23 protein-coding genes and 2 tRNA genes are annotated in these 24,477 nt (G+C 62.6%); 6 read left to right on the forward strand and 19 right to left on the reverse strand.

What is annotated here, in order from left to right:
* The first annotated feature begins 32 nt into the window (after positions 1 to 32).
* The 5 genes from IB275_RS26140 to IB275_RS26160 all read left to right on the forward strand — a co-directional run bounded on the left by IB275_RS26140 (position 33) and on the right by IB275_RS26160 (position 6,091).
* A complete protein-coding gene (locus tag IB275_RS26140; RefSeq protein WP_318652556.1) occupies positions 33 to 713 on the forward strand; it encodes a response regulator in 681 nt (226 codons plus the stop codon).
* Between the two features lie 100 nt (positions 714 to 813).
* Positions 814 to 3,942, forward strand: a complete 3,129-nt coding sequence (locus IB275_RS26145) for a DUF748 domain-containing protein (RefSeq protein WP_192292634.1) — start codon at positions 814 to 816, stop codon at positions 3,940 to 3,942.
* A gap of 11 nt (positions 3,943 to 3,953) precedes the next feature.
* Positions 3,954 to 4,244 (forward strand): DUF2845 domain-containing protein, encoded by a 291-nt coding sequence (locus tag IB275_RS26150; RefSeq protein WP_139791700.1) that lies wholly within the window; start codon positions 3,954 to 3,956, stop codon positions 4,242 to 4,244.
* Positions 4,241 to 4,564, forward strand: a complete 324-nt coding sequence (locus tag IB275_RS26155) for a DUF2845 domain-containing protein (RefSeq protein ID WP_225601718.1) — start codon at positions 4,241 to 4,243, stop codon at positions 4,562 to 4,564. The genes IB275_RS26150 and IB275_RS26155 overlap by 4 nt, the downstream gene beginning before the upstream one ends.
* Before the next feature lie 72 nt (positions 4,565 to 4,636).
* Positions 4,637 to 6,091, forward strand: coding sequence for a rhomboid family intramembrane serine protease (locus tag IB275_RS26160; RefSeq protein WP_192292638.1), 1,455 nt, complete (start codon positions 4,637 to 4,639; stop codon positions 6,089 to 6,091).
* 62 nt (positions 6,092 to 6,153) lie between these two features.
* Here IB275_RS26160 and IB275_RS26165 read toward each other — a convergent pair whose 3' ends face one another.
* The 18 genes from IB275_RS26165 to rlmE all read right to left on the reverse strand — a co-directional run bounded on the left by IB275_RS26165 (position 6,154) and on the right by rlmE (position 23,632).
* The gene (locus IB275_RS26165; protein WP_081520707.1) at positions 6,154 to 6,351 is read right to left on the reverse strand and encodes a CsbD family protein; all 198 of its coding nucleotides are present in this window, start codon (positions 6,349 to 6,351) and stop codon (positions 6,154 to 6,156) included.
* Between the two features lie 46 nt (positions 6,352 to 6,397).
* The gene (locus tag IB275_RS26170; RefSeq protein WP_081520706.1) at positions 6,398 to 6,745 is read right to left on the reverse strand and encodes a BON domain-containing protein; all 348 of its coding nucleotides are present in this window, start codon (positions 6,743 to 6,745) and stop codon (positions 6,398 to 6,400) included.
* 193 nt (positions 6,746 to 6,938) lie between these two features.
* The gene (locus tag IB275_RS26175; protein WP_192292640.1) at positions 6,939 to 8,360 is read right to left on the reverse strand and encodes a DUF4013 domain-containing protein; all 1,422 of its coding nucleotides are present in this window, start codon (positions 8,358 to 8,360) and stop codon (positions 6,939 to 6,941) included.
* Positions 8,361 to 8,454: 94 nt separating this feature from the next.
* Complete coding sequence (gene pnp / locus IB275_RS26180; protein WP_192292642.1) at positions 8,455 to 10,560, reverse strand: polyribonucleotide nucleotidyltransferase; 2,106 nt, start codon at positions 10,558 to 10,560, stop codon at positions 8,455 to 8,457.
* Positions 10,561 to 10,729: 169 nt separating this feature from the next.
* Positions 10,730 to 10,999 (reverse strand): 30S ribosomal protein S15, encoded by a 270-nt coding sequence (gene rpsO, locus IB275_RS26185; RefSeq protein WP_017518939.1) that lies wholly within the window; start codon positions 10,997 to 10,999, stop codon positions 10,730 to 10,732.
* Between the two features lie 98 nt (positions 11,000 to 11,097).
* Positions 11,098 to 12,012: a tRNA pseudouridine(55) synthase TruB gene (truB, locus tag IB275_RS26190; protein WP_192292644.1), complete on the reverse strand. Its 915-nt coding sequence runs from the start codon at positions 12,010 to 12,012 to the stop codon at positions 11,098 to 11,100.
* Between the two features lie 3 nt (positions 12,013 to 12,015).
* Positions 12,016 to 12,402: a 30S ribosome-binding factor RbfA gene (rbfA, locus tag IB275_RS26195; RefSeq protein WP_045216758.1), complete on the reverse strand. Its 387-nt coding sequence runs from the start codon at positions 12,400 to 12,402 to the stop codon at positions 12,016 to 12,018.
* A 106-nt stretch (positions 12,403 to 12,508) separates the two neighbouring features.
* Positions 12,509 to 15,046, reverse strand: a complete 2,538-nt coding sequence (infB, locus tag IB275_RS26200; RefSeq protein ID WP_192292646.1) for a translation initiation factor IF-2 — start codon at positions 15,044 to 15,046, stop codon at positions 12,509 to 12,511.
* Positions 15,047 to 15,073: 27 nt separating this feature from the next.
* Positions 15,074 to 16,555 carry a transcription termination factor NusA gene (gene nusA, locus IB275_RS26205; RefSeq protein WP_017518943.1) on the reverse strand — a complete coding sequence of 494 codons (1,482 nt, stop codon included), beginning with the start codon at positions 16,553 to 16,555 and terminating at the stop codon, positions 15,074 to 15,076.
* 45 nt (positions 16,556 to 16,600) lie between these two features.
* A complete protein-coding gene (rimP, locus tag IB275_RS26210) occupies positions 16,601 to 17,059 on the reverse strand; it encodes a ribosome maturation factor RimP (RefSeq protein ID WP_045216751.1) in 459 nt (152 codons plus the stop codon).
* Positions 17,060 to 17,186: 127 nt separating this feature from the next.
* Positions 17,187 to 17,263 (reverse strand) — tRNA-Met (locus tag IB275_RS26215).
* Positions 17,264 to 17,356: 93 nt separating this feature from the next.
* Positions 17,357 to 17,442 (reverse strand) — tRNA-Leu (locus IB275_RS26220).
* A 16-nt stretch (positions 17,443 to 17,458) separates the two neighbouring features.
* Positions 17,459 to 17,851 (reverse strand): preprotein translocase subunit SecG, encoded by a 393-nt coding sequence (secG, locus tag IB275_RS26225; RefSeq protein WP_081520701.1) that lies wholly within the window; start codon positions 17,849 to 17,851, stop codon positions 17,459 to 17,461.
* A gap of 2 nt (positions 17,852 to 17,853) precedes the next feature.
* Positions 17,854 to 18,609, reverse strand: a complete 756-nt coding sequence (gene tpiA, locus IB275_RS26230) for a triose-phosphate isomerase (protein WP_192292648.1) — start codon at positions 18,607 to 18,609, stop codon at positions 17,854 to 17,856.
* A gap of 65 nt (positions 18,610 to 18,674) precedes the next feature.
* Positions 18,675 to 20,015: a phosphoglucosamine mutase gene (glmM, locus tag IB275_RS26235; protein WP_192292650.1), complete on the reverse strand. Its 1,341-nt coding sequence runs from the start codon at positions 20,013 to 20,015 to the stop codon at positions 18,675 to 18,677.
* Positions 20,012 to 20,881: a dihydropteroate synthase gene (gene folP, locus IB275_RS26240; protein ID WP_192292652.1), complete on the reverse strand. Its 870-nt coding sequence runs from the start codon at positions 20,879 to 20,881 to the stop codon at positions 20,012 to 20,014. Before folP ends, glmM begins: the two co-directional genes overlap by 4 nt.
* A 9-nt stretch (positions 20,882 to 20,890) precedes the next feature.
* Positions 20,891 to 22,807 (reverse strand): ATP-dependent zinc metalloprotease FtsH, encoded by a 1,917-nt coding sequence (gene ftsH / locus IB275_RS26245; protein ID WP_192293629.1) that lies wholly within the window; start codon positions 22,805 to 22,807, stop codon positions 20,891 to 20,893.
* Positions 22,808 to 23,008: 201 nt separating this feature from the next.
* The gene (gene rlmE, locus IB275_RS26250) at positions 23,009 to 23,632 is read right to left on the reverse strand and encodes a 23S rRNA (uridine(2552)-2'-O)-methyltransferase RlmE (RefSeq protein ID WP_045216738.1); all 624 of its coding nucleotides are present in this window, start codon (positions 23,630 to 23,632) and stop codon (positions 23,009 to 23,011) included.
* Between the two features lie 78 nt (positions 23,633 to 23,710).
* Here rlmE and IB275_RS26255 point away from each other — a divergent pair, with 78 nt between their 5' ends.
* A complete protein-coding gene (locus tag IB275_RS26255) occupies positions 23,711 to 24,025 on the forward strand; it encodes a YhbY family RNA-binding protein (RefSeq protein ID WP_192292672.1) in 315 nt (104 codons plus the stop codon).
* Between the two features lie 42 nt (positions 24,026 to 24,067).
* Here the strand turns inward: IB275_RS26255 and IB275_RS26260 are convergent, their stop codons facing one another.
* A complete protein-coding gene (locus IB275_RS26260; protein WP_192293631.1) occupies positions 24,068 to 24,472 on the reverse strand; it encodes a DUF4149 domain-containing protein in 405 nt (134 codons plus the stop codon).
* Positions 24,473 to 24,477 lie beyond the last annotated feature (5 nt).

Here is a 24,477-nt window from a genome sequence, read left to right on the forward strand (position 1 = left end):
CTTTCAGTCCTACGCATAGGAATATTCCGTAGGTGCTTGAACAACTGGTCTATCTTCAAGATCAATGCGCGCAATTATTCGGACTCAGGGAGTCAGTTATGAAGAAGCGTGTGGTGCTGATCGAGGACCACCCCGCAATGCGTTTGGCTATCCGCTCGCTGCTGGAGCAGGATCCGCAGTTCGAAGTAGTCCGTGAAGCGGCCGATGGCCATGGCGGGCTGGATGCCGTGCGCAAGGAACGCCCCGATCTGGTGATACTCGACCTCAACCTCCCCGGCATGGATGGCCTCGACCTGCTGGCGCGCATCCATATCTTCGACGAGAACATCCGCCTGCTGGTGTTGAGCTCGCAGGATGAACGTCTGTACTCAAGCAAGGTCGAAGCGGCGGGCGCGCATGGATTCGTCAGCAAGAACAAGGACACCAGCGCCATTCTCAACGCGGCACGCATGCTGGTTTCGGGCTATCGCTGCTTCCCGGAAAAGGCCCTGAGCATCGACAAGAATACCGATCCGGTGGCCTGCCTCACGCCACGCGAACTGGTCGTGTTGCGCAGCCTGGTGAGAGGCATGAGCAACAAGGACATCGCCGAGGAACTGTTCCTCAGCCAGAAGACTGTCAGCACCTACAAGACGCGCATTCTTGAGAAATTGAACCTGGAAAGCCTCGTGGACCTGGTCGAATTCGCCCGCACCCATCGCCTGAATGACTGACAGACATCACTGAAAACCGCGTCCGCAGGCGACTATCGAATCGAAGAATCACAGCCGTGCCATACTCCTGTGGCACGTCACGACGGAAACGACTCTCGCCATGCCCAAAGGATTGAAACGCGCGATCGGCGCGGTAGTGCTGTTGGTCCTCTTCTATTGCCTGCTGGGTTTTCTCATCCTGCCCGGCGTTGGATTGCGGATAGCCAACCAGCAACTGGCCCACTACTCGACGGTCCCGGCACGCCTGGAACGCATCGAGTTCAACCCGTTCAGCCTCGAACTCACCCTTTGGGGCCTGCATCTGGGAGACGATGGACAAGAGCAGGTACGCTTCCGTCGCCTTTACGCCAACCTCGAACTCGACAGCCTGTGGAAACGCAGGCTGCACCTCGCCGACGTTGAACTGGACGCCCCGCACACCGAACTGCTGTTCGCTGAGAACGGCACGCTGAACCTGAGCAAACTGTTCAAGTTGCCGCCCAGTGAGCCGGCCCCGGCCCAGGAAGAACCCAGCGATCCCTTCCCGCTGCGCATCGACCGCATCCGCCTCGCCGAAGGCAGCTTGCACTTCCTCGACCGCCGCCCCAGCGATCCGGTGGAATTCGTCTTTGACCCGATGGGTTTCGAGCTGCACAACCTCAGCACCCTGCCTGAAGACGGCGCCGAAATGACCCTGGTCGCCACCGGTCCCCACGGCGGCAAGCTCGACTGGAAGGGCGACCTGAGCATCGTGCCCTTCACCTCCAAGGGCAGCTTCACCCTCGACGGCGTACCACTGAAGGCCTGGTGGCCCTATGTGCGGGACAACGCACCGCTGAACCTGAACAACGGCATCCTCAGCGTGGCCTCCGACTACCACCTGGACCTCTCGAAGGGGACGCAACTCCTGCTGGACAAGGCCGCCATCAAGCTGCGCGACCTGGATCTCAGTTCCCCCGAAGGAAAACCCCTGGCCAAGCTCGCCACCCTGGATGTCGCCGACACCACCCTGGACCTCGTCAAGCAGGAAGTGGTGGTGGGCCAGATCCGCAGCCAGGGGCTGGAAGCCTGGGCGGCTCGGGAGAAGGACGGCCAGTTGGACTGGCAGAAGCTCTTCGCCGACTTCAAACCCTACAAGCGCCCCGAGGAGCCCACGCCGCAGGCGCAGGCCGCTGCCGAGCCAGCGCCCGCCACCGAGGCGACAGCTGCAGCCGGCAAAGAGCCGGAGGCCCCGACAGATCAACCGGAAGCCCAGCCCGGCGCCCGTACCAGGACGGCCCAGACCGAGCCAGCCAGCCCCGCCGCTCCACCCCAGCCAGAAACCAAACCCGAAGCTAAACCCGACGGGGCTGATAAACCTGTGCAGACGGCCGAGCCGAGCGCACCGGCCGAGCCGCAGAAGCCATGGCACGTGGTTTTGCGCGATACCCAGCTACGCGGCTACAAGGCGCATCTGGCCGATCGCGCACCGGGTAAACCGGTGGCCCTGGAGATCGGCCCGCTGGACCTGGACCTGCAGAACGTCGACAGCGGCCTGACCTCGCCACTGCAGCTCAAGCTCAAGACCGGCCTCGGCCCGCGCGGGCAGATCGAGGCCAGCGGCCAGGTCATCCCCAGCCCGGTCAGCGCCAAGCTCAAGGTTTCGACCCGCGACATCGACCTGCGCGTTGCCCAGGCCTACATCGATCCGTTCATTCGCCTGGAGCTGCGCAGCGGCCTGCTGTCCAGCGACCTGGACGTCGACCTCAAGGGCACCGAGCCGCTGGCCTTCAGCGTCGCCGGCAGCGCCCAGGTGACCCAGTTGCACACTCTGGACACCCTCAAGAGCCGCGACTTCGTCAAATGGACCAAGCTGACGCTCGACGGCCTGGCTTACAAACATGGCGACAGCCTGGTGATCCAGACCGTTTCGCTGGAGGAGCCCTACGCGCGCTTCATCATCAACGAGGACCGCAGCACCAACGTCAGCGAGCTGATCATTGCGCAACCGGAATCCGCCTCGTCCACAGCGAGCAAGGGCAGCGCCGCGGGCAGTAACAGCAAGCCATTGGGCATTCGTATCGGTGGCGTGAAGATCAACAACGGTTCGGCCAACTTCGCCGACCTGACTCTGCGCCCCGACTTCGCCACGGCCATCCAACAACTCGCTGGCGAGATCGGCACCATCGACAACCGCAATCCGGCACCGGCCTCGGTGGACGTAAAGGGCAAGGTCGACAAGTACGCGCCGGTCACCATCAAGGGCAGCCTCAACCCATTCTCGCCGCTGGAGAAGCTGGACATCGCCACCAGCTTCAAACGCGTCGAGCTGACCACCCTGACGCCCTACTCCGGCAAGTTCGCCGGATACCGCATCCGCAAGGGCCGGCTGAACCTGGACCTGCACTACCAGATCACCCAGGGCAAGCTCAAAGCCGACAACAAGGTACTGGTGGAACATCTGCAGCTGGGCGAGAAGGTCGACAGCCCGGACGCGGTGGACTTGCCGGTGAAACTGGCGATCGCCCTGCTCAAGGACGCCAACGGCAATATCGACATCCAGCTGCCGGTGGAAGGCGACCTGAACAACCCGCAGTTCAGCGTCATGCCCATCGTCTGGCAGACCCTGCGCAACCTGGTCGTGCGCGCCGTGCAGGCGCCCTTCAACTTCATCGCCGGCCTGGCCGGTGGCGGTGGCGGGCCGGACCTGAGCAATGTGGTGTTCGCCCCCGGCTCCAGCGAGCTGGACGCCAGCGCCCAGGGCAATCTCGACAAGCTGGCCGAAGCCCTCAAGCAGCGTCCGGCGCTGAAGCTGGAAGTCGAAGGCGTCGCCGCCGCCTCGAGCGACGGCCCGCTGCTGGCCGACAAACGCCTGAAGCAGGAATACCAGAAGAACTACTACAGCATGTTGCAGCGCCGGGGCGACAAGGTGCCCAGTGACGCGAGCCAGTTGGAAGTGCCGGAAGACCTGCAGCCGGTTCTGCTCGAAGGTGTCTACCGCGCGCGCCTGAAGAAGCAGCCGCCAGCGCAATGGCAGGACCTGAGCAAGGACGAGCGTTCGGCGAAGATGCGCCAGGCCGTGCTCGATTCCTGGAGCGACAGCCAGTTGCTGCTGCGCAAGCTCGGTCAGGAGCGCGCAACCCAGATCAAGGACTACCTGGTCGCCAAGGGTGGCCTGGGTGACGACCGCATCTACCTCATCGACGTCAGCTTCGGCGAAGCGGAGAATGGTGGCAGTGTGGCCACCCAGCTTCACCTTGATAGCGAATAAGGAGTCGTTCGATGAAAGCCCTGACCTGGATGTCCTGCGCCCTGCTGCTTTGCGCGGCGGGCGCCCAGGCGGAAAGCATGCGTTGCGGAAGCGCCCTGATCAACGCTGGCGACCGCGCCTGGGAAGTCGAGCAGAAGTGCGGTGCGCCGGATCACCGTGATGAGGTCGGCTATACCCTCGGCGGCTATGATCGCCGCGAGTACCGGGTCGAAGAATGGGTCTACGGCCCGCGCAACGGCACCAGCTACATCCTCACCTTCGAAGCCAACAAGCTCAAAAGCATCGAGTTCAAACGCAATTGAAGACGCCTCTTGTACTGCGCCTGGCAGCCCTGCTGCTACCCCTCACCTTCACGCCCCTTGAGGCACAGGCCGCCAGCCTGCGCTGCAGCAGCAAACTGATCAGCACCGGCGATGTCACCAGCGACGTACTCAGCCGATGCGGCGAGCCGGTCAGCCGCTCCTTCCTCGGCTACAAGCAGGTACCCGGCCCGCGTTATGGCGAATCGATGGAAGTAGCCGTAGAGGAATGGATCTACGGCCCCTGGAGCGGCATGCTGTATTTCGTCCGCTTCGAAGGCAACCGCCTCAGCGATATCCAGAGCAAGCGCAGCGGCAACTGACAGCCGTGGTGGCGGGTGCTAGTCTCGCCGCCACTCAAGCATTCACGCCATTCGGGCCAAGGACCGGTCGCCATGGTAATCGTCCCCGCCGAGCACCCGCTGGACTGGAAGAAACCTCCCGTCATCACGCTGCTGCTGATCGTCATCAACGTCCTGATCTACTTCGGCTACCAGGGTGGCGACAGCACCCGGCGCGAAGAAGCCGTGCGCCTCTACCTCGAACAGGACCTGCTGAGCCATGAGCGTCCACTGTTCAGCGCCTCGCTGGAGCGTCGCGACCGGTTGGAAGCCGACCAACAGCGCGCCCTCGAAGCCCTTCCCCGCCAGCGATTGGCCTGGCTGATACTCTCGGACCTGGAGTTCGGCCACGAACTGCGTACCCTGCCAGCTTTCCAGCAGGACGCTGCCTGGCAGGCTTCGCGCCTCAGGGCCGAAACAGCGCGCGACCAGACCAGCAGCCTGCGCTTCGGTTTTATCCCCGAGCGTTTCACCGTGCAGGGCCTGTTCGGCTCGATGTTCCTGCATGGCAGCTTCTGGCACCTGGCCGGCAACATGGTGTTCCTGTTCATCTTCGGCTTCGCCCTCGAAGCGGCACTGGGTCGGGCCCTTTATCTGGGCCTCTACCTGTTCAGCGGCCTGTGCTCCGGCCTGCTGTGGTGGGCGCTCGATCCGTCCTGGGTGCCGGGCATCGGCGCGTCGGGCGCGATCTCCGGCCTGATGGGCATGTACATCGGCGTCTACGGCCTGCGGCGCATCCAGTTCTTCTACTGGCTCGGGCCCCTGATGGGCTACCTCAAGGCACCGGCGCTGTGGATCCTGCCACTGTGGCTGGGCAAGGAACTGTTCGGTCTGGTCCGCGCCGCCGACCATGTGAACTACTACGCGCACATCGGCGGCCTGGTTTCTGGTTTTCTCACCGTCTGGCTACCGCGCACCCTGGGGCGCATGCCGGTGGACGAGGCCTACCTGAGCAAGGAAGACCCGGACGCCCCGTTCAAGCGCGCCCTGGCCTCGCTGGACGAACAGATCGGCCGCTTTGCCCTCGACCAGGCTGCTGCACGCGGCCCGGAGCTGCTGCGGCAGTTTCCCGGCCAGCCGGTACTGGTCGAACGCCTGTACGGCGTCGCCAAGGGGCGGCAGGACCGCGCCCTGATGGGGGAAACCCTCAAGCAGTTGTTCGCCCTGCCACCTTCCGCGTCAGCCGATGCGCTACTGCGCCGCCTCACCGAGGAAAGTGCCGCCGCCGACGCCGGACTGCTGGCCCACCCGGCGATTCAGTTGCACCTGTTGCGCAAACTGCTCCAGCGCAATGAATCCGCTCAGGCGTTGCACAGCTGGCGGCGCCTGTCACGCTCGGGCCAACTGCCCGAACCGCTACCCGGCCTGACCCTGCAACTGGCCAAGCAGATGGGGCAAAAAGGCGACCTGCAGGCAGTGCGCGAACTCTCGCGCTTCCTCCGCCAGCACTACCCGGAAGCCGATCCAACCCGGCAGCTGACGATCTACCAGCAACACCTCGCCCCCTGATCTGCCCATGAAAAAGCCCCGCCGGCGAACCGGCGGGGCTGGGGGCATGCCTTTTCTGGGTGCTACAGACGGCTGCTGAAGTCGCGAACTTCCTCTTCCGCTTTCTCTTTGGTCCAGCCGTAGCGTTCCTGCAGTTTGCCTACCAGGTACTCGGCGTGTCCGTCTGCCGCTTGTACATCGTCGTCGGTCAGCTTGCCCCACTTTTCCTTCATAGTGCCGGACAACTGCTTCCACTTGCCTTTGATCACGTCAGTGTTCATGGCGATCCTCCTATTCGAGGTTGGATGGGGTGAGAAGCTGTGGTTCTTACTCGACCGATTTCAGGCCATCGGCGGAGACAGCGGTCACGCCCTTGATCCCTTTGGTGGTCTGAATGGCCAGTTCCTTCTCGGCGTCGGTCTTGACGTTACCCGAGAGGGAAACCACACCCTTGTTGGTCTCGACCTTGATGTTGGTACCGCTGATATCCTTGTTGGCGATCAGCGAAGACTTCACCTTGCTGGTGATCCAGGTGTCGGAGACCGCCTCTTCGGTTTTCTGAACTGTCTCGTTAGCGGCCAGAGTCGTCGGCTGGGCGAACACCGAGTTGGCGAACGAGAAGCTCAGGGCGGTTGCAGTGGCAGCGGCGAGAGCCAGTTTGTTGAAACGTTTCATGGCGGTTTCTCCTGAATTATTGGAAAACTGCGGCCCGTGCCTGGCAGCAGTTGCACTAGGACTATCGCAAGCCCTGTGCCAGCTTTTCCAATTCAGAAAAAACCTTATAAATCAGTGCGTTGTGAAAACTCCAACAGCACCCTTCGCTTGCAGTTTGCAAAGCCCGCCGCTGCGCTTCATGCAGCTTGCACGATTAGGTCCCGGAGCTTCGACCCAACTTCGCCAGCACGGCCTCGAGTTGCACCACCTCGCCCATCTGCTCGAACGTCGGGTAGCGCTGCCGAATAAAAGCCAGCAGTTGCTGCGCCGGCTCCACCTGGCCCAGCTGTTCGGAGAAAGCCCGCGCCGCCATCAGGTAGGCACGTGGTAGGCCGGGGTACTCCGGGAAGCGCTTGTGCAGGTTGCGCAGCAGGCTCAGCCCCTCGCGGGCCTTGTGGCGCTCGATCAGGACCTCGGCGACACGCTCGCACACGCCTGGATCCTCCGGCAGGTAATCCGCCTGCAGCTGCCGGGCATTGAGGAAGGCGCTGGCAGCCAGCTGCGGATTGAGCCGGCTGGCCAGGCCCAGATAGTGCGGCAGGTGGTTCAGGCACTCGGCGCGCTCGTTCAGGGCGAAGAGCAACTGGTGATAACGCTCGTTCAGCTTGAGGTCCTGGCGACCTTCACGCAGGGCGGCGACCAGAATCTCCAGGGCGGCACCGGTCTGCCCCTCCTTGACCCGCACTTCCGCCTCGGCCAGCGCCTTGCGGCGGTGCCATTCCGGCGCGGCAAAGCCGGCTGGTGCGTCTTCCCCGGCGGAGACGTAGCCCAGTTCACCCTGATACTGGAACACGGCGTAGCCCATCATGGCGCACATCACCACGGCGAAATAACCGGTCAGCCCCGCCACCACCGGGACCATCACCACGCGCGGTAGTCCGTTGGAGAGCAGCCAGCCAACATAGGTGGGCGACTGCCAGAGGATGAACAGGAACACACAGAGGATCAGGTAACGCCAGCCCATGGCGGCGATGACCTGCCCCACTTCACTGGGGCTGAGCGCAGCGCCCAGGCTCTTGTCCAGGGACAGGCGGATGATGCTCGCCGGAAGCACCAGCATGAGGCCGATGTTGGCGGCCCAGTAGACGGCCTCGCTGTGGAAGTCGGCTGCCAGCCAGAGCAGGACCAGGGCGATCAGAAACACCGCCAACTGCTGGAAGAAAGTGCGCAGGCTGTCGGCACTGAAGGCTTCGATCAGGCCTGGGGCGTCCTGGCCACCAAAGCTCGCGGCCTCGATCACGCTGTGCAGGTACTTGGTTGCCACGCTGAGCAACGCGACCCAGAGCACGATCATCGCCGGCATGAACACGCAGGCCAGTGCCAGCAAGGTGCAGAAGGCCAGCGGCCCGGCCTGGAAGCCGTAGGCGAAGAATTTCGGCAGGCGCTCCCAGAAGGGTTGCGCGGTATTGGCCGCGCCGAGGAAGCGCAGGTGGCCGCGGCACAGCGGGCACGCCGGTGCGTACTCCGGAGCGTCGGCATTGAGGGGAATACAGCAGTCGCCGTAATGACGCTCGCAGGGCTGGCAATGCCAGGTCGCGGGCTGGGCACTGTGGTAGTGACAGTAACGCTTGTCCATCTCGGGGCATCCTTGGAGCGAGATCGGCGAATAGCGCATTTTCAAGGCAAAAAAAGAGGGCCCGCAAGGGGCCCTCTTTCATTTCACCGATTGCTTACACGCCAGAGGCTTCAGCAGCGGCTACGTCCTTGATGGACAGCTTGATACGGCCACGGTTGTCCACGTCGAGAACCAGGACTTTGACTTCCTGGCCTTCCTGCAGAACGTCGGTGACCTTATCGATGCGCTTGTCGCTGATCTGCGAGATGTGCACCAGACCATCCTTGCCCGGCAGGATGTTGACGAAGGCACCGAAGTCCACGATGCGCTCGACCTTGCCGACGTAGATCTTGCCGATCTCGGCTTCCGCGGTGATACCCAGGACGCGCTGCTTGGCGGCCTCGGCAGCTTCCTTGGTTTCGCCGTAGATCTTCACGCTGCCATCGTCCTCGATGTCGATCGAGGCCTTGGTCTCTTCGCAGATGCTGCGAATGGTGGCGCCGCCCTTGCCGATGACGTCGCGGATCTTGTCGGTGTCGATCTTCATCTGGATCATGGTCGGAGCGTTTTCCGACAGCTCGGCGCGCGGAGCGGCGATGATCTGGTTCATCTGGCCGAGGATGTTCAGGCGAGCTTCCAGGGCCTGGCCCAGGGCGATCTCCATGATCTCTTCGGTGATGCCGTTGATCTTGATGTCCATCTGCAGGGCGGTAACGCCCTTGTCGGTACCGGCAACCTTGAAGTCCATGTCGCCCAGGTGGTCTTCGTCACCCAGGATGTCGGTCAGGATGGCGAACTTGTCGCCTTCCTTCACCAGACCCATGGCGATACCGGCAACCGGCGCCTTGACCGGAACACCGGCGTCCATCAGAGCCAGGGAAGCACCGCAAACGGAAGCCATGGAGCTGGAACCGTTGGATTCGGTGATCTCGGAAACGACGCGGATGGTGTAGGGGAACTCGTCCTGGGTAGGCAGCATGGCAGCAACGCTGCGGCGTGCCAGGCGGCCGTGGCCGATTTCACGACGGCCCGCGCTGCCCATACGGCCACACTCGCCTACCGAGAACGGCGGGAAATTGTAGTGCAGCATGAAGGGGTCTTTGCGCTCGCCTTCGAGGGTGTCGAGCAGCTGGGCGTCGCGGGCGGTGCCAAGGGTGGCAACGACCAGAGCCTGGGTTTCGCCACGGGTGAACAGCGCCGAACCGTGGGTCTTGCCCAGTACGCCGACTTCGATGCGCAGCGGGCGCACGGTGCGGGTGTCGCGGCCGTCGATACGCGGCTTGCCGTTGACGATGTTCTCGCGAACGGTGCGGTATTCCAGCAGACCGAAGACTTCTTTGACTTCACCTGCGGAGAACTGGCCTTCGCCTTCACCGGCGAACTTGGCGACGATCTGCTCGCGCAGGGCGTCCAGGGCCGCATAACGGTCCTGCTTGATGGTGACGGTGTAAGCTTCGGAGATGGCAGCACCGAACTCGGCCTTGATGGTGTTGACCAGGGCGGTGTTCTCGACCGGAGCGGACCAGTTCCAGGTCGGCTTGCCGGCTTCGGTTGCCAGTTCGGCAACGGCGCGGATGACGGCCTGGAATTCTTCGTGGGCGAACAGAACGGCGCCCAGCATCTGGTCTTCGGTCAGCTCGTCGGCTTCGGACTCAACCATCAGCACGGCGTCGGAGGTACCGGCCACGACCATGTCGAGACTGGAGCTCTGCTGCTGCTCGTAGGTCGGGTTGAGGATGTAGCCGATTTCCGGGTGGAAGCCAACGCGGGCAGCGCCGATCGGGCCCGCGAACGGAATGCCGGAGATCGCCAGGGCGGCGGAGGTGCCGATCATGGCAGCGATGTCCGGATCGGACTTCTTGTTGGTGGAAACGACGGTGCAGACAACCTGCACTTCGTTCATGAAGCCTTCCGGGAACAGCGGGCGGATCGGACGGTCGATCAGGCGCGAGGTCAGGGTTTCCTTCTCGGAAGGACGGCCTTCACGCTTGAAGAAACCACCGGGGATGCGGCCGGCTGCGTAGGTCTTCTCCTGATAGTGCACGGAGAGGGGAAAGAAGCTCTTGCTCGGGTCGGCCTGCTTGGCGCCGACGACGGTGCAGAGCACGGTGACGTCGTCCATGGTGACCAGGACGGCACCGGTGGCCTGGCGGGCGATGCGGCCAGTCTCGAGGGTTACGGTCGACTGACCGAACTGGAATTTCTTGGTTACCGGGTTCACGGTTGCTCTACCTTCTCTTTAGTTGCCTTGGGGGAAATTGTGGAAATGCCGGGAGTCGGACCCGATTTCATTCCCTGTAAAAGCGAGAAAGCCGGGAGCCAGAGCCGATGAGCGGTTTACACCGCCCATCGACCCCGGACTCCCAGCTTCCCACTTCAGGCTTGCCGTCTTAGCGACGCAGGCCCAGGCGACCGATCAGGGCGCTGTAACGAGAGGTGTCCTTGCTCTTCAGGTAGTCCAGCAGCTTACGACGCTGGTTAACCATACGGATCAGGCCACGACGGGAGTGGTGGTCTTTGCCGTTGGCCTTGAAGTGGTCCTGCAGCTTGTTGATGTTGGCGGACAGCAGTGCAACCTGCACTTCCGGGGAACCGGTGTCGCCTTCAGCTTGCTTGTACTCGTTAACGATCTGGGCTTTTTCTTGGACGCTCAGTGCCATGATGGGGCTTCCTCTGAGGTAACAGGCCAGGGACTTATCCCTGTGTTCATAATAAGAGGAGTGACCGTGCCTGCTGACAGCCACCCTCGGTTTCGGTCTTAAGACCGAATCAGTCGACGCGGCGCCAGGCGCCCGTCTTCGACCACTTCACCGATACCGATGAAGCGGCCCTCATGATCCTGCACCCGCAACATGCCGAACTTCGGCATATCGGGGGCGCGTACCGGCTGACCATGCAGCCAGTAATAGGCGCTGTGCTCCGACAACTGCAGCAGCGGCCAGTGTTCCAGGCCGGCATCCACCGGCAGCAGGAAGCGGTCGAGAGCTTCGTTGCCACCCTCGGCATGGGCTTTCTCGAGTTCCTCAAGCGTCACCGACTGGTTCAGCTGGAAGGGACCTGCCTGTGTCCGGCGCAGGGCGGCGACATGTGCGCCACAACCGAGTTCGCGGCCCAGGTCTTCGACCAGGGTGCGAATGTAGGTGCCCTTACTGCAGGAAACCGCCAGGGTCGCACAGGGCGACTCGAACGCGAGCATTTCCAGGCGCGCAATAGTAACAGAACGCGCCTCGCGCTCCACTACCTCTCCCGCACGGGCCAGCTTGTACAACGGCTGGCCGTCCTTCTTCAGGGCCGAGTACATCGGCGGCACCTGCTCTATGTCGCCACGGAAGCGCGGCAGCAGGGCCTCGATGGCTTCCCGACCAGCGGTAACTTCGCGCTGCTCGACCACCTCACCTTCGGCATCGGCGGTGGTGGTCGTGACGCCCAGCTTGGCAATCGTCTCGTAGGCCTTGTCGGCGTCGAGCAGGTACTGGGAGAACTTGGTCGCCTCGCCGAAGCACAGCGGCAGCACGCCGGTGGCCAGCGGATCGAGGCTGCCGGTGTGGCCGGCCTTCTCGGCATTGAGCAGCCAGCGCACCTTCTGCAGCGCCTGGTTGGAGCTCATGCCGAGCGGCTTGTCGAGAATCAGCACACCGTTGACCGCACGGCGAATGCGTTTCACCTGGGCCACGCGTTACTCCTCGGAATCGCCGCCGCGACGATCGGCAGCCACAGCGCGTTCGATCAGCGCCGACAACTCGGCACCGCGACGGATACTGGCGTCGTAGCTGAAGTGCAGTTGCGGCACGGTGCGCAGCTTCATCGCCTTGCCTAGCTGCATGCGCAGGAAGCCTGCGGCATCGTTGAGGATGCTGGTGTTCTGCTTCACCACTTCGGCATTGTCGTCCTGCCCCATTACGGTGACGTACACCTTGGCATGGGACAGGTCACGGGCCACATCGACACCGGTGATGGTCACCAGGCCGAGACGCGGGTCCTTGATTTCACGCTGGATCAGCAGCGCCAGTTCGCGCTGCATCTGGTCGCCGATACGCTGGGTACGGCTGTACTCTTTAGCCATTTTTCTAACCTGCTTACCCGAGCCGCGAGGCTCCGGGTCTGAAAGCGGCAAACGCCCGGGGCAGCAATTCAGCTGGCCCGGGCGCTGCGTTCACGCTCGAATACCCTTACAGAGTACGAGCGACTTCGACCTTCTCGAACACTTCGATCTTGTCGCCGACGCGGACGTCGTTGTAGCTCTTCACGCCGATACCGCATTCCATGCCGGCACGGACTTCGGAGACGTCATCCTTGAAGCGACGCAGGGATTCCAGCTCGCCTTCGAAGATGACCACGTCGTCGCGCAGGACGCGGATCGGACGGTTGCGGTGCACCAGACCCTCGGTGACCATGCAGCCGGCGACCGCGCCGAACTTCGGCGAACGGAACACGTCACGCACTTCGGCGATACCCAGGATGTTCTCGCGAACATCGCTGCCGAGCATGCCGGTCAGGGCTTTCTTAACGTCTTCGATGATGTCGTAGATCACGTTGTAGTAACGCATGTCGAGGCCTTCGGACTCGACGATCTTGCGCGCACCGGCGTCAGCACGGACGTTGAAGCCGAACAGCACCGCGTTGGAGGCCAGCGCCAGGTTGGCATCGGACTCGGTGATACCACCGACGCCGCCACCGACCACGCGAACCTGCACTTCGTCGTTGCCCAGGCCGCTGAGCGAGCCCTGCAGGGCCTCCAGCGAACCACGGACGTCGGACTTGAGCACGATGTTGAGGGTCTTCTTCTCTTCCTGGCCCATGTTCTCGAAGATGTTTTCCAGCTTGCCGGCGTGGGCACGAGCGAGTTTCACTTCGCGGAACTTGCCCTGGCGGAACAGAGCGACTTCGCGGGCCTTCTTCTCGTCGGCAACCACGGTCATCTCGTCGCCGGCGTCCGGGGTACCATCGAGGCCGAGGATCTCGACCGGAATGGACGGACCGGCTTCCTTGATCGGCTTGCCGTTCTCGTCGAGCATCGCACGGACGCGGCCGTAGTTGACGCCGACCAGGACCATGTCGCCCTGACGCAGGGTACCGTCCTGGACCAGCACGGTGGCTACCGGGCCACGGCCCTTGTCCAGACGGGACTCGACCACCACGCCACGGCCCGGGGCCGACGGAGTGGCTTTGAGTTCGAGTACTTCAGCCTGCAGCAGCACGGCTTCGAGCAGCTCGTCAACACCGGTACCCAGCTTGGCGGAAACGTGAACGTACGGAGCATCGCCGCCCCACTCTTCCGGGATCACGTCCAGAGCGGCCAGGCCGTTCTTGATGTTGTCCGGGTTGGCGTCGGGCTTGTCGATCTTGTTCACCGCGACCACGATCGGCACGCCAGCCGCTTTCGCGTGCTGTACGGCTTCCTGGGTCTGCGGCATCACGCCGTCATCCGCTGCCACCACCAGGATGACGATGTCGGTCGCCTGGGCACCACGGGCACGCATCGCGGTGAACGCGGCGTGGCCAGGGGTGTCGAGGAAGGTGACCATGCCGCGGTCGGTTTCCACGTGGTAGGCACCGATGTGCTGGGTGATGCCGCCGGCTTCGCCAGCTGCAACCTTCGCACGACGGATGTAGTCGAGCAGCGAGGTCTTGCCGTGGTCGACGTGGCCCATGACGGTCACGACCGGCGCGCGGGAAACCGCTTCACCTTCGAACTTCAGGGATTCGGCCAGTTGCTCTTCCAGGGCGTTCTCGCTGACCAGCTTGACCTTGTGGCCGAGTTCTTCGGCGATCAGCTGGGCGGTTTCCTGGTCGAGGACCTGGTTGATGGTCACCGGGGTGCCCATCTTGAACATGAACTTGACGACCTCGGCACCCTTCACCGACATCTGGGCAGCGAGATCGCCCACGGTGATGGTCTCGCCGATATTCACTTCACGCACAATCGGTCCTGTCGGGCTCTGGAACCCGTGCTGGTTACGCTTCTTCAGCTTGCCTTTGCCACGGCCACCGCCGCGACGGCCAAAGCTGTCGTCGTCGTCGCCACCACCGCTGCGTACAACGCGCGGAGCAGTGGTCTTTTCCTTTTCCTTGATCGACGGGCGATGCTGGGCATGCTTGCGATCACGGCGCTCGTCCTCTTCGTCGCGCTTGGGCGCGCGGCGCACTTCGTCCTTCTTGCGGTCGTCCGCAGCAGGAGCGGCAGCGGCCGGGGCAGCAGGAGCGACAGCCGGAGCTGCGGCGCGCGGCGCCTCGGCAGCGGCCGGAGCGGTAGCAGCAGGAGCGACATCAGCGGCCTGCCGAGCGGCGTCCGCCTGACGGCGAGCCTCTTCCGCAGCGGCGCGCTGGCGGGCCTCTTCCTCGGCCTTCACACGTACGGCTTCTTCAGCGGCACGCTGCTCTTCCAGCTCGCGCTGGCGCTCGGCCTCAAGCTCTTCAGGATCTCGCTTGACGTAGGTCTTCTTCTTCCGAACCTCGACGCTGACGGTCTTGCTGCCAGCGACCCGAATGGTCGAGGTGGTCTTGCGTTGCAGGGTGATCTTGCGCGGTTCATCCGCGCGATCACCATGGCTGCCTTTCAAGTGGGCCAGCAGCGCTTGCTTCTCGCTGTCGGTCACCACCTGCTCGGCGTTGTTATGCGGCAGACCCGCTTCGCGCATCTGCTGCAGCAGGCGCTCTACCGGCGTATCGACCGTCTTGGCCAGTTCTTTCACCGTGACTTGCGTCATGCACTTCTCTCCTCAGGCCGCGAATGCTTACTCGAACCAATGGGCCCGGGCGGCCATGATCAACTTGCCGGCACGCTCTTCGTCCATGCCGTCGATGTCGAGCAGGTCGTCAATAGACTGCTCGGCAAGATCTTCACGGGTGGTTACGCCACGCAGCGCCAGGTCCACGGCCAGCTCTTTGGTCATACCATCGAGGCTGAGCAGGTCTTCGGCAGGTTGTGCGTCGGCGAGTTTCTCTTCAGTGGCGATGGCTTTGGTCAGCAGGCGGTCCTTGGCACGCGAGCGCAGCTCGTTGACGATGTCTTCGTCGAAGCCGTCGATGCTGAGCATCTCTTCCATCGGTACGTAGGCAATCTCTTCCAGGGTGGTGAAACCTTCTTCAACCAGAACCTGGGCGAGTTCTTCATCGACATCCAGCTCGTCGACGAAGCGCTGCAGGATGTCGCCAGTTTCAGCCTGCTGTTTGGCCTGGATATCGGCCTCGGTCATCACGTTCAGGGTCCAACCGGTGAGCTGGCTGGCCAGACGGACGTTCTGGCCACTGCGGCCGATGGCCTGTGCCAGGTTGTCCTCGGCGACGGCGATATCCATGGTGTGGGTATCTTCGTCGACGATGATCGCCGCCACTTCGGCCGGGGCCATGGCGTTGATCACGAACTGCGCGGGGTTATCGTCCCAGAGAACGATGTCCACACGCTCGCCGCCCAGTTCGCCGGAGACGGCCTGGACGCGGGAACCACGCATACCGATGCAGGCGCCCTGCGGATCGATACGCTTGTCCTTGGAGCGAACGGCGATCTTGGCACGCGAACCCGGATCACGGGCGGCGGCCATCACGTCGATCAGTTGCTCGGCGATTTCCGGTACTTCGATGCGGAACAGCTCGATCAGCATTTCCGGCGCGGTACGCGACAGGATCAGCTGAGGGCCACGGTTCTCGCTGCGGATTTCCTTCAGCAGCGCACGCACGCGGGTGCCGACGCGGAAGGTTTCACGCGGGATGATCTGATCGCGGGCCAGCAGCGCTTCGGCGTTGTTGCCCAGGTCGACGATCACGTTGTCGCGGGTGACTTTCTTGACGGTGCCGGAGATGATCTCGTTGACCTTCTCGCGGTAGGCGTCGACGACCTGAGCGCGCTCGGCTTCGCGAACCTTCTGCACGATGACCTGCTTGGCGGTCTGTGCGGCGATACGGCCGAACTCGATGGATTCGATCTTCTCTTCAATGACCTCGCCGGCTTTCATGCCGGGGTGCTCTTCCTGCACGTCTTCGACGGTCAGTTCCGATGCCGGATTGGAGTAGTCCTCGTCTTCGACGATGGTCCAGCGACGGAAGGTTTCGTAGTTGCCGTTGGCGCGGTTGATTTCCACGCGCAGGTCAACCTCGTCCTCGAAACGCTTTTTGGTCGCGGTCGCCAGAGCGAGCTCCAGCGCTTCGAAAATCACGCCAGGCGGTACACCCTTCTCGTTGGATACCGACTCAACAACCAGCAGTACTTCTTTGCTCATCGTACGCCTCGCCTTTCAATCCATTGGAATCCGCGCTCTGGCGGCTCACTCAAATCGGGGAATGATGTTGGCCTTGTCGATCGAGTCGACCGGCAGCAGGTATTCATGGTCATCCACCAGGACCACCACATCCTGCTCCTCCACACCACGGAGAATGCCCTGGAAATTGCGACGCCTTTCGAAAGGCGTGCGCAGCTTGATCTTCACCTGCTCGCCGACGTAACGGGCGAACTGTTCGAGTGTGAAGAGCGGCCGATCCATGCCGGGCGAAGACACCTCCAGGGTGTACTCGCCACTGATCGGGTCTTCCACGTCGAGGATGCCACTGATCTGACGACTGACAATTTCGCAGTCATCGACCAGGATGCCTTCGGCACGATCGATATAAACCCGGAGCAGGGAATGGCGACCTTGGGAAATGTACTCCAGGCCCCAGCACTCATAGCCGAGCGCTTCTACTACAGGGGCCAACAAGGCCTGCAACTGTTCTAGCTTGCTCGACACCTGATCGCCTCGCGTATGCTGTAGAAACAAAAAATGGGCGAAACGCCCATCCCTTAAGGACCGCCCTGATCTGGCGGCGCGGACTGTCCAGCTAGCAAAAAGCCCCTGAAAAGGGGCTCTGCCAAACTGGTTGCGGGAGCAGGATTTGAACCTACGACCTTCGGGTTATGAGCCCGACGAGCTACCAGACTGCTCCATCCCGCGTCAAAGCTGGTGCGAAATTATACGGTCGAGCCCCTTGAAGGTCAACCGAAACTCCGGAACGACAAGGCCCGCACTGCGGGCCTTTTCGTAATATGGTACCGAGGAGGGGACTCGAACCCCTACAGCCTATGGCCACTACCACCTCAAGGTAGCGTGTCTACCAATTCCACCACCTCGGCAAAAACTCTTGCCTGCTTACTTCTGCTCAGGAGCCGCCGGAACGTCGCCGTTACCGCCTGCAGGGGCTTGAGGTTGCCCTTGCGCGCCCGGCACATCGCTAGCTGCCGGAGCTTGTTCCTGCTTCTGCTCCATCACTGCCGGATCAGGAAGCCCAGCGTGACGAATCATATCAGCTTTTTCTTTAGCAAAATACGCTAAACCCAAGCTGGTAATAAAAAAAACTGCGGCCAGCACAGCGGTGAAGCGACTCAGGAAGGTAGCAGAGCCCTGACTACCGAAAACAGTACCCGAAGCGCCAGCACCAAACGACGCACCTGCGTCGGCACCCTTGCCTTGCTGAAGCAGGACCAGCACAACCAGACCCAGCGCCATCAGCAGGTGAATCACGATTACAACTGTTTCCAGCATCTTCAGTTTCCTGCGGCGCGACAGATCGCACCGAACTCATCTGCATTCAGGGAAGCTCCACCAATGAGCCCCCCATCGATATCCGGCATGCCGAAAAGCTCGACAGCGTTGGCGGCCTTGACACTACCGCCGTACAGGAGACGAAGGCCGCGAGCCACCTCTGCGTTTTCCGCCGAGATCTGCGCGCGAATCGCCGCATGTACTTCCTGGGCCTGCTCGGGAGAAGCGGTCAGCCCCGTCCCAATCGCCCACACCGGCTCGTAAGCCACAACGGCGCGGGAGAAAGCCCCGACACCGAGATCTTCGATCACCGAGCCCAACTGGCGCCCGACAACCTCAAGAGTCTTGCCCGCCTCACGCTGCTCGCGGGTCTCGCCCACGCACAGGATCGGAACCAGGCCACACGACTGAACCGCCGCAAACTTGCGACTGATCACGCCATCGCTCTCACCCAGGATCAGGCGACGCTCGGAGTGACCGACCAGCACCAGGGAGCAGCTCGCATCCGCCAACTGGCTGGCTGCGATCTCGCCCGTCAAGGCGCCCTGCATCGGCTCAACCGCGCAATTCTGCGCACCAACGGCAACCGCCTTTCCATTCAGGCCTTGTACGACCTGATTGATGTACAGACAGGGCGGGAACACCGCCACATCGACACCCGTAGGGAGAGCCAGTTGACGCAGGCCTTTGATCAGCTCCGTTACGCTGGAGCGGGTACCGTGCATTTTCCAATTACCGGCCACCAAGGGTCGACGCATGCTGTACCTCGCTGAGCAAAGTGGGCGCAGATATTACTCGACGCTTTGGGAACTGACAAGAGAAATCAAGCACATACCTCTGTAACGACTTTTGCCAGCTGCTCGGCATAGGCGCGAACGCGAGCTTCCTCATCACCCTCGACCATCACCCGAACCAGCGGTTCTGTGCCGGACTTGCGCAGCAGAACGCGGCCGCGCCCGGCCATTTCTTCGGTCACCTTGGCACAGGCGTCCTTCACCGCCGGATGTTCCAGCGGATCGACGCCACCGCCCGCGAAACACACGTTGATCAGCACCTGCGGACACTTGCGAATGCCCATGCGCGCCTCCGCCAGGTTCTGCCCGCGGGTCTTGAGCGCCATCAGCACCTGCAGCGCCGCGATGATCGCATCGCCCGTGGTGGTGTGCTGGTAGCACACGACATGGCCGGAATTCTCGCCACCCAGTTGCCAGTTGCGCGACTGCAGCTCGGACATCACGTAACGGTCGCCCACCTTGGCGCGGGCGAAGGGAATATGCAGTTCCTGCAGAGCCAGTTCGAGCCCCAGGTTGCTCATCAGGGTCCCGACCACGCCGCCATGCAGCTTGCCGCGATCGAGCATGTCACGGGCGATCAGGTAGAGAATCTCGTCGCCATCGACGATGGTGCCCGTGTGATCGACCATCATCACACGATCGCCATCGCCGTCGAAGGCGATACCGATATCCGCGTGATTAGCCAGAACAGCTTCCTGCAGCGCGCCCATGTGGGTGGAGCCGCAATTGTGGTTGATGTTCAGACCATTGGGCTCGGCACCGATGACGAATACCTCGGCACCCAGCTCACGGAATACGTTGGGAGCGATCTTGTAGGTCGCTCCGTGGGCGCAATCCAGCGCGATGCGCAGACCGGCGAAACTGGTGTTCGAGGGCACGCTGCTCTTGCAGAACTCGATGTAGCGGCCAGCCGCGTCATTGATTCGCGAGACCTTGCCCAGGCGCGCGGACTCGACCACGGTCATCGGAGCGTCCAGGAGCTCCTCGATGATCAGCTCTACCTCATCGGGCAGCTTGGTACCCTGGCCGGAGAAGAACTTGATGCCGTTGTCGTCATGGGGATTGTGCGAGGCGCTGATGACGATGCCGGCTTCAGCATGGAAGGTGCGGGTCAGGTAGGCGATACCGGGAGTCGGCATGGGGCCCAGCAGCATCACGTCGGCACCGGCGGCAGACAAACCAGCCTCCAGCGCAGATTCGAACATGTAGCCGGAAATCCGCGTGTCCTTGCCGACGAGCACACGGCACTTGCCCTGCTGACGAAAGGCCATGCCCACGGCCCAGCCCAGCTTTAGCACGAAGTCCGGCGTGATCGGCGGAGTGCCTACGCGCCCGCGAATTCCATCGGTGCCAAAATACTTCCTGCTCATGCGGGCATCCCCTCTTCCGTTGCACTTTCCACTGCGTGAATCATTCGAACCACATCCACGGTCTCGGCGACATCGTGGACGCGGATAATGCTGGCTCCCCTGGTGACCGCAAGGGCGGCCAGCGCCAGGCTGCCATAGAGACGCTCGCCCACCTCACGGCCAAGCGCGCGCCCGACCATGCTCTTGCGCGAGACACCTACCAGCAGCGGGCACCCCAGGTCCATCAACCTGTCCATCTGTCGGAACAGATTCAGGTTGTGGCTCTGGGTCTTGGCGAAACCGAAGCCAGGATCGATGACAATCCGCTCGCGAGCAATGCCCACGGCCTCGCACAGCGCGATGCGTTCCTCAAGGAAGCCACGGACCTCCTGAAGGATATCCGGGTAACGCGGGTCGTCCTGCATGTTTCCCGGCTCACCGCGCATGTGCATCAGGCATACCGGGAGCCCGGTATCGACGGCAGCATCCAGCGCGCCGTCGCGCTGCAGGGAGCGTACGTCGTTGATCAGCCCGGCACCAAGGCGCGCGGTCTCGCGCATGACGGCCGGAGTGGAGGTATCCACCGAAATCACCACGTCCAGCTCGCGGGCAATGGCCTCGACCACCGGAGCGACACGTTCCAGCTCCTCGGTGGGCGAAACCACGCGAGCGCCCGGACGCGTCGACTCGCCGCCGATATCGATCAGCGTGGCGCCCGCCGCGACCATCTCCGCTGCGTGGCGCAACGCAGCATCGTGCTGGTTGAAGCGCCCGCCGTCGGAGAAGGAATCAGGGGTGACGTTGAGGATGCCCATGACGTGCGGGCGACTTAAATCAAGAACCCGGTTGCCGCAAGGCAACCGGGTCGGGTGGTACAACGAACTCATTCAGTGCTCTCAGTGTTCGCCGGCGGGCCCGCCAATCGGGTTTTCCTGGCGACCTTCGTCGCGTGGCGAGGCGGCGTTGCCGGAGGAACCGGAGTTGCCACCCTGCCAGTCACGCGGCTCGCGCGGAGTGCGGCCGGCCATGATGTCGTCGATCTGATCGGCATCGATGGTTTCGTACTTCATCAGCGCGTCGGCCATCATGTCGAGCTTGTCGCGGTTCTCTTCCAGCAGACGCTTGGCGGTACCGTAGCAGTCGTCGATGATGCGGCGCACTTCCTGGTCGATGAGCTTGGCGGTCTCACCCGAGATATTCGAGTGCTGGCCACCGGCGCTACGACCGAGGAAGACCTCGCCCTCCTCTTCCGCATACATCAGCGGACCGAGCTTCTCCGACAGGCCCCACTTGGTCACCATGTTCCGTGCCAGCTGCGTGGCCCGCATGATGTCGTTGGAAGCGCCGGTGGTCACGCCCTCGAAGCCCAGGGTCATCTCTTCGGCGATACGGCCACCGAACAGCGAGCAGATCTGGCTTTCCAGGGCGCGCTTAGACAGGCTGTAGCGGTCCTCTTCCGGCAGGAACATGGTCACGCCCAGGGCGCGACCGCGCGGAATGATGGAAACCTTGTAGACCGGGTCGTGTTCCGGCACCAGGCGACCAACGATGGCGTGGCCGGCTTCGTGGAACGCGGTGTTCTTCTTCTCCTTCTCGGACATGACCATGGTCTTGCGCTCGGCGCCCATCATGATCTTGTCCTTGGCCAGCTCGAACTCGCGCATGTCGACAATGCGCTTGTTGGCGCGGGCGGCGAACAGCGAGGCCTCGTTGACCAGGTTGGCCAGGTCGGCGCCGGAGAAGCCTGGGGTACCGCGCGCGATCACGGCGGGATCGACGTTGTCGCCCAGCGGGACCTTGCGCATGTGCACTTTCAGAATCTGCTCGCGACCACGGATGTCCGGCAGACCGACCACCACCTGGCGGTCGAAGCGGCCGGGACGCAGCAGCGCAGGGTCGAGCACGTCCGGACGGTTGGTCGCGGCGATGACGATGATGCCGTCATTCATCTCGAAGCCATCCATCTCCACCAGCAACTGGTTGAGGGTCTGTTCGCGCTCGTCGTGACCGCCACCCAGGCCGGCGCCACGATGGCGGCCGACGGCGTCGATCTCGTCGATGAAGATAATGCAGGGCGCGTGCTTCTTGGCCTGGTCGAACATGTCGCGAACGCGCGAGGCGCCCACGCCGACGAACATTTCCACGAAGTCCGAACCGGAAATGGTGAAGAACGGCACCTTGGCTTCGCCGGCGATCGCCTTGGCGAGCAGGGTCTTACCGGTACCGGGCGGGCCGACCATCAGCACACCGCGCGGGATACGACCGCCCAGGCGTTGGAACTTGCCCGGATCGCGGAGGAACTCCACCAGTTCGCTGACTTCTTCCTTGGCCTCGTCGCAGCCGGCGACGTCGGCGAAGGTGGTCTTCACCTGGTCTTCCGACAACAGGCGGGCCTTGCTCTTGCCGAAGCTCATCGGGCCGCCGCGTCCACCGCCGCCGCCCTGCATCTGGCGCATGAAGAACATGAAGACCGCGATGATCACGAGGATCGGGAAGCTCGCTACCAGCAACTGAGTCCAGATGCTCTGCTGCTCGGGCTGCTTACCCTCAACAACGACGTTGTTGTTGACCAGGTCGCCGATCAGGCCGTTGTCCTGGATCGCCGGGCGGATGGTCTTGAAGGTGTCACCATCCTGGCGTTTGCCGGTGATGACATAGCCGTCGACGGTCACGCGCTCGACCTTGCCATCCTTCACCTGCTGGATGAAGTCGGAATAGTTGAGCGTCTGTGGCTCGCTCGGGCTGGAGAAGTTGTTCATCACGGTGACGAGTACCGCCGCGATGATCAGCCACAGAATCAGGTTCTTTGCCATGTCGTTCAATTGACTACCCTCTGAAGCCGGCTCCGCCCTGGAAACCGCTTCTCACGACGGCCAGACTCCTTCCGGCCAAAATTACTACACAACGCCCGCCGCCAGGCAGGCGCCGTCTGTAACCCTTTATGAACCCCGGCTTTCACCGGTACAAGCAAAACCTGCAAGGCATAGACCAGAAGCCGGCCCAATCATTCCAGTCTAGGCGCCGCGAAAGCCCCGTGCGAGCAGATACTGCTCCCGCGAACGGTCGCGGGACGACAGCGGTTTGCGCATCTGCACCTTCTCGAAGTTCTCGCGAACCATCTTGTGGTAAGCGTCGAAACCCTCACCCTGGAAAATCTTGATCAGGAAATCGCCGCCCGGACGCAGCACGCGGGTGCAGAGGTCCAGGGCCAGCTCGCAGAGGAACATCGCACGGGGCATGTCCACGGCGGGCAGTCCACTCATATTGGGGGCCATATCGGAAATCACAAGGTCTACCGGATTTTCTCCGATGGCCTCGAGCAACTGGGCAAAGACCTCGTCCTCGGTGAAGTCACCCTGGATGAAGGTGACGTCCGGGATACTGTCCATCGGCAGGATGTCCGACGCGATCAGGGTGCCCTTGTCGCCGATCACCCGACTGGTGACCTGCGACCAGCCACCCGGCGCAGCGCCGAGGTCGACCACAGTCATGCCGGGGCGCAGGATGCGATCCTTCTCCTGGATTTCCAGCAGTTTGTAGCTGGCGCGCGAGCGATAGCCGTCGCGCTGTGCCATCTTCACGTAAGGATCGTCGAAATGTTCTTTCAGCCAGCGATGGCTAGTCTTGGAACGGGCCACGTATTACCTCGTCTGAGCGGCATCCCGGTATAACCGAAACTCGGGTAGAATATCCGCCTTTTTCCCAGGGGTCAGATTATGGCGCTCTCTCAGGAGCAGAAAAAGCAGTTCAAATCTATCGGGCATCACCTGAAACCCGTATTGACCGTTGCTGAAAACGGTCTGTCGGAAGGCGTGATGGCCGAGCTTGAGCGTGCGCTCAACGATCATGAACTGATCAAGGTGCAGTTCCGCATCACCGAACGCGACGATCGTCGTGCGCTGATCGACGAACTCTGCCGGAACGGCAGCTGCGAACTGGTTCAGTCCATCGGCAAGATGGCGCTGATCTATCGTCGCAATCCCAAGCCGAACAAGAACCTGTCGAACATCAGCCGCTTCAGCGGTCTCTGACAGTCAAGACCGGCAACGCGGAGCCGGCAAGGCTCCGCCGCGTCAGCTCCGCTCGTCCCGCCCGGGTGCCGGTTGCAGCACCAGCAGCAAGCCGCACAGCGCCACTACCAGGTAGTTGAACAACAGCCAGCGCTGAGCGTCCGGCGCTACCTGGCGCACCACGAAATAAGCCGCCGCCATCACCAGTACGGTCAGCAGCAACTGCCCCCGCGTTTCACGGGCGAAGGCAGCGAACCCGCGCGCCTGCCAGAGCACCAGGGCCTGGAGCAGCACGCAGAAACCGGCGAAGCCCAGCAGCAATGGCTTCAGCGCGTCGGCGACGGCCTCCACCAGCAGTGGCGCCAGGCCGATCTTGTCCAGCGCCGGCAACACCACAAACTGAAGCAGCCACAGGCCGCCGACCCAGAATGTCTGGGCCAGCAGCCAGCTGATGGTGCCTGCGTTCAGGGTTT

Source organism: Pseudomonas sp. PDM21 (assembly GCF_014852505.2).
In the GTDB taxonomy this organism is placed as follows: Bacteria; Pseudomonadota; Gammaproteobacteria; order Pseudomonadales; family Pseudomonadaceae; genus Pseudomonas.